The sequence below is a fragment of the Paenibacillus sp. FSL H8-0283 genome (assembly GCF_045040675.1).
Taxonomy (GTDB): Bacteria; Bacillota; Bacilli; order Paenibacillales; family Paenibacillaceae; genus Paenibacillus; species Paenibacillus amylolyticus.
On record NZ_CP150295.1, the window covers coordinates 443,746 to 458,482 of the forward strand.

The window sequence follows — 14,737 nt, forward strand, 5'->3', positions numbered from 1 at the left end:
AGAGAATACGCTTTGATAAATAATCCAGTTAACGGCACACCTTTTATGATTGAAAGGTTTCATATCAAACAAAATTCATTTCTTCTTGACTATTTTCAGAGTGATGTTATTACGTATTCTGAGAATGGTCCGCCTGCAAGCGCAATTGATTTTGATAAAAGAAAATCAATTAAAGCAGCAATAGGAGAGCATATAGAGAGGGTATCTGTTTTTAACAATTATCATAGATTCAGGGATCAATTAGTAGAGGGAGTCAACATGCTGAATGGTACAATAGAACAATTTCCTCTACATCGTATTTTGTTGAACTGGAATGATCCTATACTTAACAAATTAAATCTAGATAATATATATAGCGATACCTGCGGAATGGCCTCTCATGTTAGTTCCCATCAGTCTATAAATTCTGCATTTTTAGAATTCTTTGAAAGACAAAGCTTGCTCTTTAGTTGGTTCACTAAATCTCCTGCTAAAAAGATTCATCTTGAAGATATAAAATTTATAGATCTTCAATCCATTATCCAGATGTCTCGGATACATGTAGATGAGATTTTTATGTACGATATATCGTTGTGTGATGAGGTCAAGGTAGTAATTACAATCGCCTTTGGAGCAAAAACTAAAGGTGTTGGGATAAGTGCTGATTGGGACTACCAAGGTGCAATAACAGGCAGTTTAAAAGAGCTATTCCAATATGTAACTGTGGAGCAGCCTATAAAAAAATCAAATTATCAAAATACGGAATACTCAGTTGATCCATTACTTTACTCTCATTATTTTATGGAGAGACTTGGTGTAGATGAATTAAAAAGCGAGTTTCAATACCTAGAGAAATCAGATCAAGTGCGTGGTGAACTAATAGATGGAGACACAGCTGATCCTAATGAATTTTATAATACAGTTAAGAAAATCTCTTTAAAATTGGCAATGGATTTTAATCTTTGTTATATACCAGCTCTTGATGGAGAGTTAAATACAAAAATTGTTAAAATTATAACAAATAAAGGCTTCCATCACATGTATGCTGCAAAAATAGACCCAACTCAAGTCGAAATCTTGAAGCCTTATAAGAATCGATTACACAATATTGGGAAAATGCTCCCGTTTGGATAAATTGGAGGTTGTTTTTTGAAAATAACTCGTGAATACTTCCGTCTGTTTACTAAAATGATGTTAAGCAACAAAGTAGCTTTCGTATGGTATCTGTTATTTCCCCTCATTGCTTTTTTTATCTTTAATTATCAATGGTTTACTCAGGGGCCTGAGATCAATGAATTTTACATCCAAACCAGTGTATTTGTTTCATATATTATCTTCGTGATGTCCATCGATGTGACGACCAATCTGATCTCTTTAAGAGAGAGCGGTTTTTTCAAGATGTTCAAATTTATCTCAGGTAGTAAATACCCTATTATCTGGGGAAAGGCTCTGAACCAGATTGGTTTTCTGTTCTTGACCATTCTCCTGTTCTCGCTAGTATCGGGAGTGATATTCCTGGATAGCTTTGGACAGGTTGCTTTGTTTCTCGCCGTGTCTTTAACAAGCTGTATATTGGGGTCTGTAATGGTCATTTTATTAACGCTTATCCTAATGCTTCTTCCAGTAAGGCAGGAGTCGCTGAATGCGGTGGTCAGTATGAGTTTACTGGTCATGTTTTTTCTATCTGCAAAGGGACTGGCGTATTCAACAGAGTATGGTCTACTTCTGGTTTTCATCAACCCTATGGAGTACGTCAGGAATGTAACTTTTTTATTAGCAGAATGGTTTATGAATAGCCCTTTCCCACATTTGAGTCTGATCAACATGAGCTTCATCACACTTTGTTATGTTACCTGCGGACTTATCGCACTCAAATTTGTGAAAGTCATATCCAGAACACATCGGACATAGCAGGAGGATCTATGATTAAAATTGAAAATTTGAGCTTCTCTTATCCCAAAGCCTCTCGTCAAAATCTGGATCATTTACATGTGGAGTTTCCCCAACAAACCGTGAATATGATCATTGGCAAAAATGGTTCTGGCAAAACGACTTTATTTGATCTGATCGCAAATGTGATTAAACGTCCGCCAGAAATACAAGGTATTCCGGATGAGAAGGAGATCATCTACCAGCTCCAGGGTTTGTTATTTCCTCTAACTTTGAAGGCCAAAGATCTCTTTCGCTTTTTCCTGTATTCCGATCACTCAAACCGCATTGAAGTGAACAACGAACCTTATGTAGATGAAGATATGAGTCCAGCAGAGGTTGAATTGGTACAGCGGGTATGGCATATGGAGTTTGGGCAATTATCTGTTGGGGAGAGGCGTTATCTGTGTATTCTGGCAATCACATTAATGAAGAGGGAATTATACATCTTTGACGAGCCATTAGCGGGTATCGATCCGGAAATGCGTTATCATATCTTGAAAAGGATTGAGAAGCTGGCACTCCATAATGAGTGCACTGTACTGGTCTCGAACCATCACTTGCAGGATATTGCAAATATCCAGTGTGTTCTGCATTTTATTCATCAAGGTAAAATAACCTTTAGCGGATCATATGAGACGTTTATTAAAATGGGAGATGGAGTGAATCCGGACTTGGCGTTTCTGAAGCAGGTGAAGTGAGGAGAGGTGTTTCTCCATTTTTTCCACGTCCCTTCTACTCCAAAACTGAGCGACAATAATTACCAGTAAAGAGCTAACTTATGTAACAAACTGTGTTAAACTGGAGATAATAACAAAGAGCAAGGATGCGCGAACATCCTGCTCTTTACAACAGCCGCTTCTATGGGCGGTGGCTGTGCATAGGTAGCTGAAATAGACCATTACCTTAGCTGGGGCGGTCTATTTCTTTTTGTTTTGATTATTTAAGGCAATGACAATAGTTACAATCAGTCCAATCAAGGTTACAATGAACCCCGCAAAACTGATCATAAATGTCAATACCGTTGCAACGATCAGTACACATCTGATTTATGTGTCTAGTGATTGCAATCGACAATGAACCCTATGTAGATGAAGAAATGAGTCCGGCTGAGATCAGTAATCTTTAAGCGGATCATATGAGGCGTTTATTCAAACGGGAGATGGCATCAATCCTGATTTAGCTTTTTTGAGACAGGTAAAGTAGGGAGATATAAATTAATTTTTGTTTTATGAAAACCACCTTTGCAAACAATCAATTAGTTCTGCAAAGGAATATAATATGAATTTTTTGGCAATGTATCCTAAAATGTTATACAAAGAGGGGGTGCATGCTGTGAGTGAACCGATACAGATCACAGATAAAATCGAACGGAACAGGCAAGAGTTGAGTCGTTTGGCGGAGAATCATGGCATGCAGGACAACCAAGTCCTCCGACAGTCCATGGTACTGGACGAGCTTATTAATGAATATAATCGATTCAAATATAAAAGCCATCTCAGGAACAGACAACCGATTGCATAATGCAGTCGGTTTTTTGGTCTAATTAGTGTTCTTATATAAATAGCGTAGTCGACTGTAGCGATACAGTCGGCTTTTTTTGCGTTCCCCCTGAAACCTATGCGGATAACTTGAGATTCCGTACCAATTCCAGGATTGGCAGGATAGCGGATGATCATTAAAACTGGATATGGTGACCCCAGTTATATCCAGATTGATCTGTGAAGGGGGCTCATACAATGATCGGGAGAGGGAGGGATGAACGGAAATGATGGACAAGGTACGCATTTTTTTCGGGAAAAACGTAAACCTGCGCACCAAGTTGCTCCTGTTGTTCCTGGCGCTGACGTTGCTGCCGCTAAGTTTGCAGGGAATGATGAACTACAAGCATTTCTCGCAGACGATGGATCGCAAGACCGAGCAGTTCACCATTGAACTGGTTCGCCAGATTAACGCCAATCTGAATCGGCTGTTGAAGGACTTTGAGCGGTTGTCGCTCTTGCCGCTTTACGATCAGATGGTGCTTGGCATTCTGGGCAAATACAACGCTTCAATGGGGTCGGGAACATGGGCGAGGTCGGAGGATTATCTGAAAATGAAGCTTTACACATCGGGTCAAGCTTATGACCGGCCCGAGATTCGGGGAATTCATCTGATCAGCAACAGCGGTATTTTGTTCTCCAATCTCGATTCACTGGCGGTCAAGCCGGTATGGGACAGTAGGCAGGATGAATGGTTTGCAGAGCTTGAAGACTCGGAAGGGACATGGCGTCTGCTTCCTCCGCATCAACCCGGCTATTACACGGGCGGTCAGCAAGAATCGTATATATCGGTGGGCAGAGTGCTTCGAGATCCGGGCACGCTCCAGCGATTGGGTTACATTCTGATTGATATCCGTCTGGAGGCCTTCGGTCAACTGTTATCCAATCTGAATTATGAGCAAGATGCAAGCCTGATGATTGTAGACAGCAAGCAGCGTCTGCTGTTCGAACGGACCTCAATCGGAGGGATGTCTGCGTACGACCAGTTGCTAATGCAGGGACAGCTTCAAAGCTATGCAGGAAACCAAAAAGTTATTCTGGATGGGCAGCCCTATCTCTATGTACAACACCATTCTAGCTATTCCGGGCTTTCGGTGATCAGTCTTACACCTATTGCTGTGATTCAAAAGGAGTCGGGTGAGATGCTAACCTTCACAATATGGTTCGCTGTGTTATGTATGGCGGGTATAGCGATTCTGGCGGTTCTGTTATCTTATCGTATCACCCGGCCGCTGATTCGACTGAAGCACCACATGATTCGGGTGGAGCAGGGAGATTTTAGCCAGCGTGTATCACACTTCAGCAGTGATGAATTCGGACAGATTAGCCGGGGCTTTAACCGAATGATGGAAGAGATTCATCGACTGTTCAATGAGGTGTTTCTGCTGGGCATTCAAGAGCGGGAGGCAGAGTTGTCAGCGTTGCAAAGCCAGATGAATCCCCATTTTATATACAACACGCTGGAGTCCATTAACATGATGGCCATTCGCCAGAAGCATGCTGAGGTGTCGGACATGGTGACGGCGCTTGGCAAGCTGCTGCGTTATACGATTGATAAGGTGGACCGGAAGGTTCCACTTGGGGAAGAACTTGCTTTTGTACAATCCTATGTACGCATTCAGCAGGTCCGTTACAACGGCAAGTTAGAGATTATCTATGACATCGAAGAAGCAATAACCGAGTATTTGATTCCCAAGCTGGTACTGCAACCGCTGGTGGAGAATGCAGTCTACCATGGCATTGAAGGGCAGGAAAATGGAGGAGTAATCTGGGTATCTGCCTTGAAATTCGACCATGAGCTGCTGATTAGTGTACGAGACAACGGTAAGGGTATGACTCAGACAAAGATTGACGAGTTGAATGAGTCCATATTAAAACAGCCTTCCAATGAGGTATTACGTTGCCATGCCGGGGACAGTCTGGGGCTTAACAATATCGCTCAGAGGATTCGCCTCATGTATGGAGAAGGCGGCAGCCTAAGCATTGATGGGAGTCCCGGGCAGGGCCTGGTGGTCACGATATCCATTCAACTTCTACCGAAAGGGGATTGAAGCGCATGTATAAAGTATTGCTTGTAGAGGATGAGACGGTCATCCGTCAGGGACTGAGGGAACTGATCTTACAAGTGTCTTCTCAGTTTCAGGTAACGGGCGAAGCGTCGAGCGGTACCGAGGCGCTGGATTTTCTGCGATGTGAGGTGCCGGACGTGTTAATCACGGATATCCGCATGCGTGAAATGGACGGTTTAACTTTGGTAAGCAAAGCCAGAGACATGTACCCTGAATTGTTAATGCTCATCATTAGCGGTTACGGTGAATTTGAATATGCACGCAGAGCGATGGAGTTTGGGGTGTTGAACTACCTGTTGAAGCCAATCGATCGTTATGAACTGGCATTATGCATACAAAAGATTCAATTGCTGCTGGATCGCAGATACGGTATTTCAACCCTTTCTATCCCGGAGCCATCTGGGAAAACAGAACACGCTGGTGGAGATACGCGGAAGATTATCCGAGATGTGAAGGAGCACATCAAGCAACATCCCGATGGAGATCTGCGACTTCAGACGATAGCCGATCTTGTTAACTTGAACCCTACTTATTTAAGCCAATTGTTCAAGAACGAAATAGGCATCAATTATTCCGAATACATCACGGAGGCACGTATGGAGCGGGCCAAGTGGTTGCTGATCAACACGGGTCTCAAAATCTATGATGTGGCACGGTTATCCGGGCATCAGAGCCCCAAACACTTCATGCTGGTGTTCAAGCAACAGGTAGGATGGACCGCAGGAGAATATCGAGACCGATTCAGTATCTCTTGAAAAACCATACCATTTCTGTAGTTGACGTGATTTAAGGGGGAACCATGCTTTCGTTATACTTTGGTTGCACATGTATACCACGACGTCCATAAGGGGGATTTCCATGAAAAAAGCAGGACTGATACTGGTTTTTATATTCATGATGATGGCTTCAATCGCGTGCGCAAGCTCCAGTTCTAACAGTGAATCTGGGAGTGCAAGCGGAGAGAATGGAGAGGTCGAGCTGAAGTTCATGATGTGGGGCAATCAGGCACATATGGATGTATACAACAAGTTGATCGATGACTTCACAAAGGAAAATCCAGGCATCAAAGTAACGATGGAATCCGTACCTTTTGCAGAATACCAGCAAAAAATTTCGGTGCTTGCTGCCGGAGGCTCTCTTCCCGATCTTGCCTGGGTATCGGAGCGAATGGTACCACAATTCAAGTCCAATCACATTCTGGCCGATGTATCCGAGTTCAAGGATGATGCACAGTTTAAGCTGGATGATTATATTCCAAGTACATTGGATTTGTTCCGTGATGGCGATCAATTGTTAGGGCTACCCTTCTCTACACCTCCGGTGGTCATGTTTTACAATAAAACGCTGTTTGACCAGGCCGGTCTGACTGATCCAAACACACTTGCCACCCAAGGACAATGGACATGGGAACAGTTCGAAGAGTCCGCCAAAGCCATTACCAGCAAGGATGCGACCAACCGAATCTATGGCGCCAACTTTTATCGCGACTGGAAGACCTGGGCGGTGCTTTCTTCCTACTCCTGGTCCAATGGAAGCGGTCCATTCGACGAAGGCATGACAACGTTCACCTGGAACGATGCCTATGGCGTACAGACCTTTGAATTGCTGGAACGCATGATGTTCACCGATGAATCACACCCGAAGGCGGGCGAACAGGTCAGCTTTGATGCGGGTAATGTGGGCATGTTCTTTGATAATTACAGCTATGTTTCCAAAGCAAGAGAAATTACGGATTTTGAATGGAGCATCGCTCCTATGCCTTCCGGCTCTCAAGGCAGTGTGCCGATGCTGGGGCAGGCCGGATATGCCATGTTCAACGACAGCAAACATCCAGAGGAAACGAAGAAGCTGTTGAAGTATTTTGCCAGTGAGCAGGGGATTCAGGCGACAGCCACCTACTTTGTGCCTCCGCGTACCTCTGTTCTGAACTCAGATGCATTCATTCTTCAGCCGAATAACCCGAGCAAAGAGCATATCGTGCAGGCCGTCATTGATGAAATGACAAAAGCGCGCTTAATTCCCGGTCATATCCGTTGGCAGGATATCGACAATGCGGTATTGCAGGGATTTGACCGACTGTTTGCAAAGACAGCGACAGCTGAGGATAACCTGAAACAAATGCAGGAAGAGATCCAAAGTGTGTTGCAACCCTAAATCATTCAATCGAAACCGGAGGTGAGAACGATGGGCAAATTCAAAGAGTTACTTGAACGGAAACCGCTGTCGCTGGTGGTCAGTCTGCCTGAGAATGATATTGCTTTGGCTCGGGCAGCCATGGAAGAGGGCGCTGATGCACTGAAGGTGCATTATAATGTCGGTCATCGCGCCAGCGGAAATCATTTTGGTCCATTAGACATGTACGCCGAGGTGTTTCGGGCGATCCGCAGTGAGTTTGGTGGTCCGTTTGGGGTCGTACCATCTGGCAGTATAGATGGATCAAGGCGAGAGGATGTGGAGGGGCTTTCCGGGCTGGGTTTTGATTTCTATTCCATCTATGCACATCACTTGCCATCCTTCATGTTGAATGACTTGGGGCTGGACCCAACGTTTGCGATCAATGAAGAATATGATGCTTCCCTCGTAACATCGGCAGCGCACTTCGGCTTCACCGCTCTGGAGGCATCCATTGTACCTGGAAAAGAATATGGTGCACCGCTCAGCTTTGCGGATGTGCTCAAGTATCGCCGTCTGGTCTTGCAAGCCCAGATACCGGTATTGGTTCCTTCCCAGCGAAAGCTGGTGCCGGATGATGTTCGGGTGCTGCGCGATACCGGGGTAAAGGCGATCATGCTTGGGGCGGTCGTGACAGGCAACACGGAGGAGCAGTTGCGAAGGGCTGTGAACGGGTTCCGTAATGCGGTGGACAGTCTGAACCGTCGGGATTAATCAGTTGAACTAAAGAATATTTACACTTGCCACTCCGATACCAGAACAACCTTCCGATCGCTGTTATCCCCAGATTTTTTTGAATCCCATATATAAAGGGGAAATCCGGGGATAAAGGCGACCACTTCGCTTCTTCAGGTCTTTTCTGTCCTCTACGTTCTTGTGTAAATGTATAGTTCACCTTATATAGAATCGTCACAGAGTTCAGCTTCGGAGGAAATTGGATTAAAAGGGGGAGGCCTGATTGACCCATTCACGCAAGCGCAAAAGAGGGGGGCCGCTCGCCAGAGAGGCCCAGATCGCAGGTTGGCTGTTTGTATCGCCGATGGTGCTTGGGTTTACCCTGCTACTGTTATTTCCCATGGGTCTCGCGTTATACATGAGCCTGACCGATTGGCCACTGCTGGGGGATCATCATTTTATTGGATTGGATAATTACCAGAATATTATGACAGACGCGATGTTCTGGAAAGTGCTTGCCAATACGGTCTATTTCACAGCGGGGCTGGTGCCGCTTAATATTGTGCTCGCCCTGTTGCTCGCGTTGCTGCTGTCCAGAAATCTGCGGGGTATCGGAATTTTCCGAACAGCGATCTTTGTTCCGGTCATGACCTCGTTGATCGTATGGGCCATCGTGTGGAAGCTGATGTATGCGACTGAGTCTGGATTGATTAATCAGCTTCTGTTGATGCTGGGGATCAAAGGTCCGGCTTGGCTTTACAATCAGGATCTGGCAATGCCAGCGATTATCGTGACAAGTGTGCTGAAAAATGTAGGTCTGAACATGGTGCTGTTCATAGCAGCCATTCAGCAGGTACCGCGTTCGCTGTACGAAGCGGCAACATTAGACGGGGCGGGCAAGAGGGGAACTTTCTTTCACGTCACACTGCCCATGATCACGCCAACCGTGTTTTTGACGGTAGTCATGACTGTGATTGGTTCACTCAAAGTATTCGGGCAGATCTATGTGATGACACAGGGCGGGCCGAGCAACAGCACCAAGGTATTGGTTTATTATATCTGGGAAAAAGCATTCAAGTTATTTCAGTTTGGCTATGCTTCTGCTCTCGCATATGTACTGTTCTTTATCGTGCTAATTCTGACGCTGCTGCAATGGCAGCTCCGAAAGAGGTGGGTATTCAATGAAGGCGATGCCTAGTCCTTCGGGGCGGAAGATAGGAAGTACTCTGGGGACGTATTTGTTGCTGACTCTGATTTCCCTCATTATGATTGTGCCATTTATCTGGATGATATCGACATCATTCAAGGAACCCCAGAGCATATTCACCTATCCACCGCAGTGGATACCGGAAACATTCCGATTTCAGAACTATATCGATGTCTTTCAATTGATTCCGTTTCACCGTTTTTATTGGAACAGTATCTACATTTCTGCTTTGGTTGTGCTAGGAACTGTATTCTTTGCCTCCCTCGCAGGGTATGCATTTGCCAAAATTCCGTTCAAAGGACGTAATGTGGTATTTCTCATCCTGCTAAGTGCGATGATGATTCCCCATGAGGTCACGGCGATTCCGATGTTTCTATTCATGCGACAACTGGGGTGGATTGATACCCATCTTCCGTTGATTTTACTGCCGATCTTTGGGGCGGGTGGTGTGTTTGGCATCTTTGTGATGCGGCAGTTCTTCATTACGGTGCCAACGGAGCTGGAGGAAGCAGCGATGATGGACGGCTGCAACCGATTCCGGATATATGCGCGAATTATGCTGCCGATTGCCAAGCCGGGTATGGCTACGCTGACGATCTTCACGTTTGTGACCATCTGGAATGAGTTTTTTGATCCGTTGATCTTCATTAACTCGCGTGATCTAATGACGCTGCCGCTTGGATTATCCCTGTTCACAGATGAAGTGGGTACAGCCTGGCAATATCTGATGAGTGCCACCGTCATGGCAACCTTGCCACTGTTAATTGTTTTTTTCCTGGCACAACGGCGCTTCATTGAGGGGGTTGCCATGACAGGGCTGAAAGAGTGAGCAGTGCAACATGTGCAATAGAACGGAAGGAGGGACAACATTTGCGTGAACAGAAGAGCATGAAAAAAGAAGAAGCAGATGTCGTTATTGTGGGAGGGGGCCCTGCGGGTATAGCGGCAGCCATTGCGGCTGGACGGCAGGGGATACGAACAGTGCTGGTGGAGCGATATGGATTCGTGGGCGGGATGTCAACCGCCGCTATGGTTTATCCTTGGATGACTTTCCATACGGAGCGCGGTGAGCAGGTCATTAAAGGTATTGCGCAGGAGATTGTGGATCGTTTGCAGGTACGTGGCGGCTCCCCGGGGCATCTGCGCGATACGGTTGGATTTGTGCATACCGTCACGCCGTACCATCCAGCCATCTTTCAGGTGGTTGCGGCAGAGATGTTGCAGGAGGCTGGTGTCCGGCTGTTATTGCACAGCTTTGTGGACGAGGTGGTCGTTGTAGATGATCGGGTGGAAGCGGTGCGAGTGACCAACAAGTCTGGAAGAAAGGAGTTCCAGGCGAACGTATTTGTGGATGCAAGCGGTGATGCGGATCTGGCTTATCTTGCGGGTGCTTCTGTGGCAAAGGGAAGAGACGGAGACCACCAGTCACAGCCGATGACCATGAAATTCCGCATGCGTGGTGTGGATCTTGGACGAGTGAAACAATACATGCTGGAGCAACCGGAGGATTTCTATGTGAAAACTCCTTTTGCTGAACTGGACAGCATTCCGTTAACCGGGGTGAGTGGTTTCTATTCCCAGTGGAAAAAAGCATGTGTGCCGATTAATCGCGACCAGGTGTTGTTTTTTACCGGACCGGCAGAGGATGAAGTGCTGATTAATTGTACCCGGGTGCAGGGACTTGATGCGACAGATGCCGAGGATCTGACTTCTGCGGAACAGGAAGGCCGGAAGCAGGTGCTAATGATCGCTGAGTTTTTGCAGCGTGATGTGCCTGGATTCAAACGGGCTTCGATCTCGGCAGTAGCAACGCAGATTGGTATCCGTGAATCCAGGCGAATCATAGGTCATTACGCTTTGACCCAGGTGGATGTGGTTGCAGGACAAAAATTTGAAGATGTGATTGCCAGAAGTGGTTATCCGATTGATATTCATGACCCTTCGGGTCAAGGCGTTGTGGCTGCCTTTATAGAGGGAGATGGAGCATATGATATTCCGTATCGCTGTCTGATCTCTCGAAATATCCGCAATCTGCTGGCGGCAGGACGCTGCATCTCCACCACACATGAGGCGCATGCAACGACAAGGTTGACTCCAAGCTGTATGGCTACCGGGGAGGCCGCGGGAACAGCGGCTGCACTCACAGTGAAGATGAAGCTGGACCCGGTGGAACTGCCGATCGCGCTGTTACAGGCGGAATTACGTCGCAACGGAGCAGCGATCTAGCGGATGAGCTGATTGTGGACGAATTGGGCGAATCGGGTGAATCATTAATAGTGGGAGTGGGTGTTTATTTAATTCGCGGTGGTGGCGTAAGTTTTAACGAACCTGAGGCGTCTAATTTCGGGATATAAGCTGAAATGAAAAATGTAACGAATCTCAGTGAAGTTATTTTACTCAAAACCCTGCAATAGGGGGTAAAAGTGGGGTGAATCGGAAGAATAGAGCGTCTACGATTCGTTAGATTAGAAACTATCCCCAAAATAGCTAAATAAGCTTCCCTCAGTTCGTTGGAAATTGGTGGGAAGCTTGTGAATTGATGAGCATAACTGTAGCCCCAAAGACTCCAAATCCACTGCATAGCATAGGTGAATTTAGAGTTTTTGGGGCGTTCTCATTCTTTTCATCTATTAGGTTCTTTCCTTCAAGTTCATTTCTTCATATCTGATCAATCATGGGGTCTCGGTTCCTTGATGTTCCTAGTTGTTCCTTCATTTTTCCTTCATGCCTTATTCTCTCTGATTATCAATTCATCCGTGCCTCAAGTCGCCTTGCGACAATGGACAGCGCGTAGTTGATGACAAAATACAATACGGCTGCGAGCAGCAGGGCCGGGATAATGTAATCAAAACTTTGACCGCCAAGGATCTGCACGTTGTGCATCAGCTCCGGCAGAGAGATGATGATCGCCAGTGAAGTATCCTTCAGGAGTGAGATGAACTGGCTTACCATCGGCGGGGACATGCGGCGTAGCGCCTGTGGCATGATGATGCCGCCGAGGGTCTGCATGTAGCTGAGGCCCGAGGAGCGGGCAGCTTCCACCTGACCGCGCTCAACAGACTTCAGACCGCTACGGACGATCTCGGCGATCATCGCGCCTTCAAACAGACTCAGTCCAACAACTGTGGACCAGAAGACGGACATTTTAATCCCGAGCTGTGGAAGTACCATGTGGATGAAGAAAATGATGAGCAACAGCGGCAGATTCCGGATCGTATCCACGATCACTGCGACGATCTGTGACAGAACAGGGATACGGGTAAACCGGATCGTACCCAGCACAGTGCCGAGCACAAAGCTGAATATAATGGATAGCCCTGCTACCTGTAGGGTAATCAGGAATCCTTGAAGCAGGAAACGAAGGTTGGGCCACGCATAGGCCCCGCTAAAGTCCATATTTTATTAGCCTCCTTCTGTGTGCAGGAATGGAATATCGAAGATCAATAGATGGGGCATGGACAAGCCAATATATCTCCCTAAAAATCTGCGCAGGTACAAGTCAATCTGTTACATGGTAACCTGACCTGCCGGTTTGTTCTTTTTCGGTTTGCCTTTGGTGCTGCGCGCTTCTGCATCGCTCTGTCCAAACCTGCGCTCCATATAATGCACCAGGAAGCTAAGTGGTAGTGTCAGCACCAGATAGAACAGCGCAACAATGGTGTACACACTTAGCGGCTGGAACGTATCCGAGTTAATTAAGTCGGCAAAATACATAAGATCCATACCGGCGACAACGGCAAGAATGGATGAGTTTTTGACCAAATTGATGAACTGGTTGCCGATGGACGGCAGTACAATCTTGATGGCCTGGGGCAGAATGATCAGGTTCATGGCCTGTACATAGGACAAGCCGGAAGACCTTGCTGCTTCCAGTTGTCCACGCGGCACGGTCTGAATGCCCGCTCGGATCGCTTCGGCAATGAAAGCGGCGGTGTAGATGGTCAGACCCAGAGTACCGGAGACAAACCCATCCAGCGAGATGCCTAGTGCAGGCAGTCCAAGATAGAAGAAAAACACAACCAGCAGCAATGGGATGTTTCGGATAAATTCCACAAAAGCCGTGCCGATCCAGTTCAGCGGTTTCACAGGGGATATCCGAAAGATAGCCAGGATCGCGCCAAGGATAAAGCTGCCAATGAGAGCCATAATGCTCACTTGAATCGTATTCAGGAACCCTTCCAGAAAACGATCCGAGTGTCGCATCAGTACGCTGAAATCCAATGTGCCCATATAGGCGAAGCCTCCGTTCTCCAGATGTAGAAACGGCGATTACGTCTGCTCATGCTTCGCATCCAGCAGACGTAATCGCCGCTTAACTATCTTAATTCGGGTTACTCGGGCTTGGAGCCGAGCCATTTCTCATGTAATGTGTCATATTCCCCGCTGTCTTTCATGCTTTTGAGCAGCGTGTTGACTTCCTCCACGAAGGCAGTGTCACCTTTGCGAATGGCCATACCATAAGGTTCGCTTGTGAAATTGCCACCAACCAATTGGAAGCTGTTATCCGTCTGTTGCATACCGATGAGGATGATGTTATCTGTGGTCAGCGCTTCGCCTTTACCTGCTTTGAGAGCAGTGAATGCATCCTGATAGTTATCGAATTCAAGCACCTCAGCATCCGGGGCTTTCTCGCGAATGTTCTGAGCGGATGTGGAGCCTTTCACCGCGAGTACTTTCACCCCGCTGAGGCTTTCCAGGCCGGTAATCGCACTGTCGTTTTTCACCAGCAGGGATTGGCCTGCCTCGAAATAAACATCACTGAAATCTACCTGTTCCTTACGCTCATCCGTAATTGTCATCGTGGCGATGATGATGTCGATGTCTCCATTTTGCAGCATGGGAATACGTGTCTTGGAAGTGACCTCTTTCAGTTCGACCTTGGTCTCATCTCCAAGGATCTGTTTGGCGAGTGCTTTGGCGATATCAATATCGAATCCTTCAACGTTGCCACTTGCAGGATCTTTCAAGCCAAACAGCTTCGTATCGTACTTCACACCGGCAATGAGCTTGCCGCGTTCCTTAATCCGCTCAATCGTGCCTTTCGCCTCGGCATCGCCACCACCGCTCGCTGAAGGTGTATCTGTACCTGTACTACAACCTGACAATACAAGGGAGAGAATGAGGACAAGCATAAATGATGGCCATTTCAATAATTTCTTCATGAA

At 46.6% G+C, this 14,737-nt stretch carries 15 protein-coding genes; 10 read left to right on the forward strand and 5 right to left on the reverse strand.

What is annotated here, in order from left to right; translation table 11 throughout:
- Window positions 1–12: 12 nt before the first annotated feature.
- Window positions 13–1,113, forward strand: coding sequence for a YcaO-like family protein (locus tag MHI52_RS02140; protein WP_036673106.1), 1,101 nt, complete (start codon window positions 13–15; stop codon window positions 1,111–1,113).
- Between the two features lie 164 nt (window positions 1,114–1,277).
- Here the strand turns inward: MHI52_RS02140 and MHI52_RS02145 are convergent, their stop codons facing one another.
- Window positions 1,278–1,814 carry a hypothetical protein gene (locus MHI52_RS02145; RefSeq protein ID WP_405158352.1) on the reverse strand — a complete coding sequence of 179 codons (537 nt, stop codon included), beginning with the start codon at window positions 1,812–1,814 and terminating at the stop codon, window positions 1,278–1,280.
- Window positions 1,815–1,901: 87 nt separating this feature from the next.
- Here MHI52_RS02145 and MHI52_RS02150 point away from each other — a divergent pair, with 87 nt between their 5' ends.
- On the forward strand, window positions 1,902–2,609 hold the full coding sequence (locus tag MHI52_RS02150) for an ATP-binding cassette domain-containing protein (protein WP_036673109.1): 708 nt from the start codon (window positions 1,902–1,904) through the stop codon (window positions 2,607–2,609).
- A 219-nt stretch (window positions 2,610–2,828) separates the two neighbouring features.
- Here MHI52_RS02150 and MHI52_RS02155 read toward each other — a convergent pair whose 3' ends face one another.
- Window positions 2,829–2,918: a putative holin-like toxin gene (locus MHI52_RS02155; protein ID WP_235193912.1), complete on the reverse strand. Its 90-nt coding sequence runs from the start codon at window positions 2,916–2,918 to the stop codon at window positions 2,829–2,831.
- A 325-nt stretch (window positions 2,919–3,243) separates the two neighbouring features.
- Between MHI52_RS02155 and MHI52_RS02160 the strand changes: the two genes are divergently transcribed.
- The 8 genes from MHI52_RS02160 (at window position 3,244) to MHI52_RS02195 (ending at window position 11,798) form a co-directional block, all read left to right on the forward strand.
- A complete protein-coding gene (locus MHI52_RS02160; protein ID WP_036673231.1) occupies window positions 3,244–3,432 on the forward strand; it encodes an aspartyl-phosphate phosphatase Spo0E family protein in 189 nt (62 codons plus the stop codon).
- A 244-nt stretch (window positions 3,433–3,676) separates the two neighbouring features.
- Entirely contained in the window at window positions 3,677–5,500 is a 1,824-nt protein-coding gene (locus tag MHI52_RS02165) for a sensor histidine kinase (protein ID WP_405158353.1), read from the forward strand.
- Window positions 5,501–5,505: 5 nt separating this feature from the next.
- A complete protein-coding gene (locus tag MHI52_RS02170; RefSeq protein WP_405158354.1) occupies window positions 5,506–6,273 on the forward strand; it encodes a response regulator in 768 nt (255 codons plus the stop codon).
- A gap of 103 nt (window positions 6,274–6,376) precedes the next feature.
- A complete protein-coding gene (locus tag MHI52_RS02175) occupies window positions 6,377–7,672 on the forward strand; it encodes an ABC transporter substrate-binding protein (RefSeq protein ID WP_405158355.1) in 1,296 nt (431 codons plus the stop codon).
- Between the two features lie 30 nt (window positions 7,673–7,702).
- Entirely contained in the window at window positions 7,703–8,404 is a 702-nt protein-coding gene (locus tag MHI52_RS02180) for a hypothetical protein (protein WP_405158356.1), read from the forward strand.
- Window positions 8,405–8,648: 244 nt separating this feature from the next.
- Window positions 8,649–9,563: a carbohydrate ABC transporter permease gene (locus MHI52_RS02185; RefSeq protein WP_405158357.1), complete on the forward strand. Its 915-nt coding sequence runs from the start codon at window positions 8,649–8,651 to the stop codon at window positions 9,561–9,563.
- Complete coding sequence (locus MHI52_RS02190) at window positions 9,547–10,401, forward strand: carbohydrate ABC transporter permease (RefSeq protein ID WP_074093196.1); 855 nt, start codon at window positions 9,547–9,549, stop codon at window positions 10,399–10,401. Before MHI52_RS02185 ends, MHI52_RS02190 begins: the two co-directional genes overlap by 17 nt.
- A gap of 59 nt (window positions 10,402–10,460) precedes the next feature.
- On the forward strand, window positions 10,461–11,798 hold the full coding sequence (locus MHI52_RS02195; RefSeq protein WP_405159348.1) for an FAD-dependent oxidoreductase: 1,338 nt from the start codon (window positions 10,461–10,463) through the stop codon (window positions 11,796–11,798).
- 519 nt (window positions 11,799–12,317) lie between these two features.
- Here the strand turns inward: MHI52_RS02195 and MHI52_RS02200 are convergent.
- The 3 genes from MHI52_RS02200 to MHI52_RS02210 form a co-directional block, all read right to left on the reverse strand.
- Entirely contained in the window at window positions 12,318–12,968 is a 651-nt protein-coding gene (locus MHI52_RS02200; RefSeq protein WP_017691038.1) for an amino acid ABC transporter permease, read from the reverse strand.
- Between the two features lie 111 nt (window positions 12,969–13,079).
- The gene (locus MHI52_RS02205) at window positions 13,080–13,802 is read right to left on the reverse strand and encodes an amino acid ABC transporter permease (RefSeq protein WP_340983658.1); all 723 of its coding nucleotides are present in this window, start codon (window positions 13,800–13,802) and stop codon (window positions 13,080–13,082) included.
- 101 nt (window positions 13,803–13,903) lie between these two features.
- Window positions 13,904–14,734, reverse strand: a complete 831-nt coding sequence (locus MHI52_RS02210; protein WP_017691036.1) for a transporter substrate-binding domain-containing protein — start codon at window positions 14,732–14,734, stop codon at window positions 13,904–13,906.
- Window positions 14,735–14,737: the final 3 nt, after the last annotated feature.

Bases quoted from the DNA above. Each gene is read 5' to 3' on its own strand.
- MHI52_RS02145 (WP_405158352.1), bottom strand. From the start codon at position 1,814: ATGAAGCTCATGTTGATCAGACTCAAATGTGGGAAAGGGCTATTCATA.
- MHI52_RS02150 (WP_036673109.1), top strand. From the start codon at position 1,902: ATGATTAAAATTGAAAATTTGAGCTTCTCTTATCCCAAAGCCTCTCGT.
- MHI52_RS02155 (WP_235193912.1), bottom strand. From the start codon at position 2,918: ATGATCAGTTTTGCGGGGTTCATTGTAACCTTGATTGGACTGATTGTA.
- MHI52_RS02165 (WP_405158353.1), top strand. From the start codon at position 3,677: ATGATGGACAAGGTACGCATTTTTTTCGGGAAAAACGTAAACCTGCGC.
- MHI52_RS02170 (WP_405158354.1), top strand. From the start codon at position 5,506: ATGTATAAAGTATTGCTTGTAGAGGATGAGACGGTCATCCGTCAGGGA.
- MHI52_RS02175 (WP_405158355.1), top strand. From the start codon at position 6,377: ATGAAAAAAGCAGGACTGATACTGGTTTTTATATTCATGATGATGGCT.
- MHI52_RS02180 (WP_405158356.1), top strand. From the start codon at position 7,703: ATGGGCAAATTCAAAGAGTTACTTGAACGGAAACCGCTGTCGCTGGTG.
- MHI52_RS02190 (WP_074093196.1), top strand. From the start codon at position 9,547: ATGAAGGCGATGCCTAGTCCTTCGGGGCGGAAGATAGGAAGTACTCTG.
- MHI52_RS02195 (WP_405159348.1), top strand. From the start codon at position 10,461: ATGAAAAAAGAAGAAGCAGATGTCGTTATTGTGGGAGGGGGCCCTGCG.
- MHI52_RS02200 (WP_017691038.1), bottom strand. From the start codon at position 12,968: ATGGACTTTAGCGGGGCCTATGCGTGGCCCAACCTTCGTTTCCTGCTT.
- MHI52_RS02205 (WP_340983658.1), bottom strand. From the start codon at position 13,802: ATGGGCACATTGGATTTCAGCGTACTGATGCGACACTCGGATCGTTTT.
- MHI52_RS02210 (WP_017691036.1), bottom strand. From the start codon at position 14,734: ATGAAGAAATTATTGAAATGGCCATCATTTATGCTTGTCCTCATTCTC.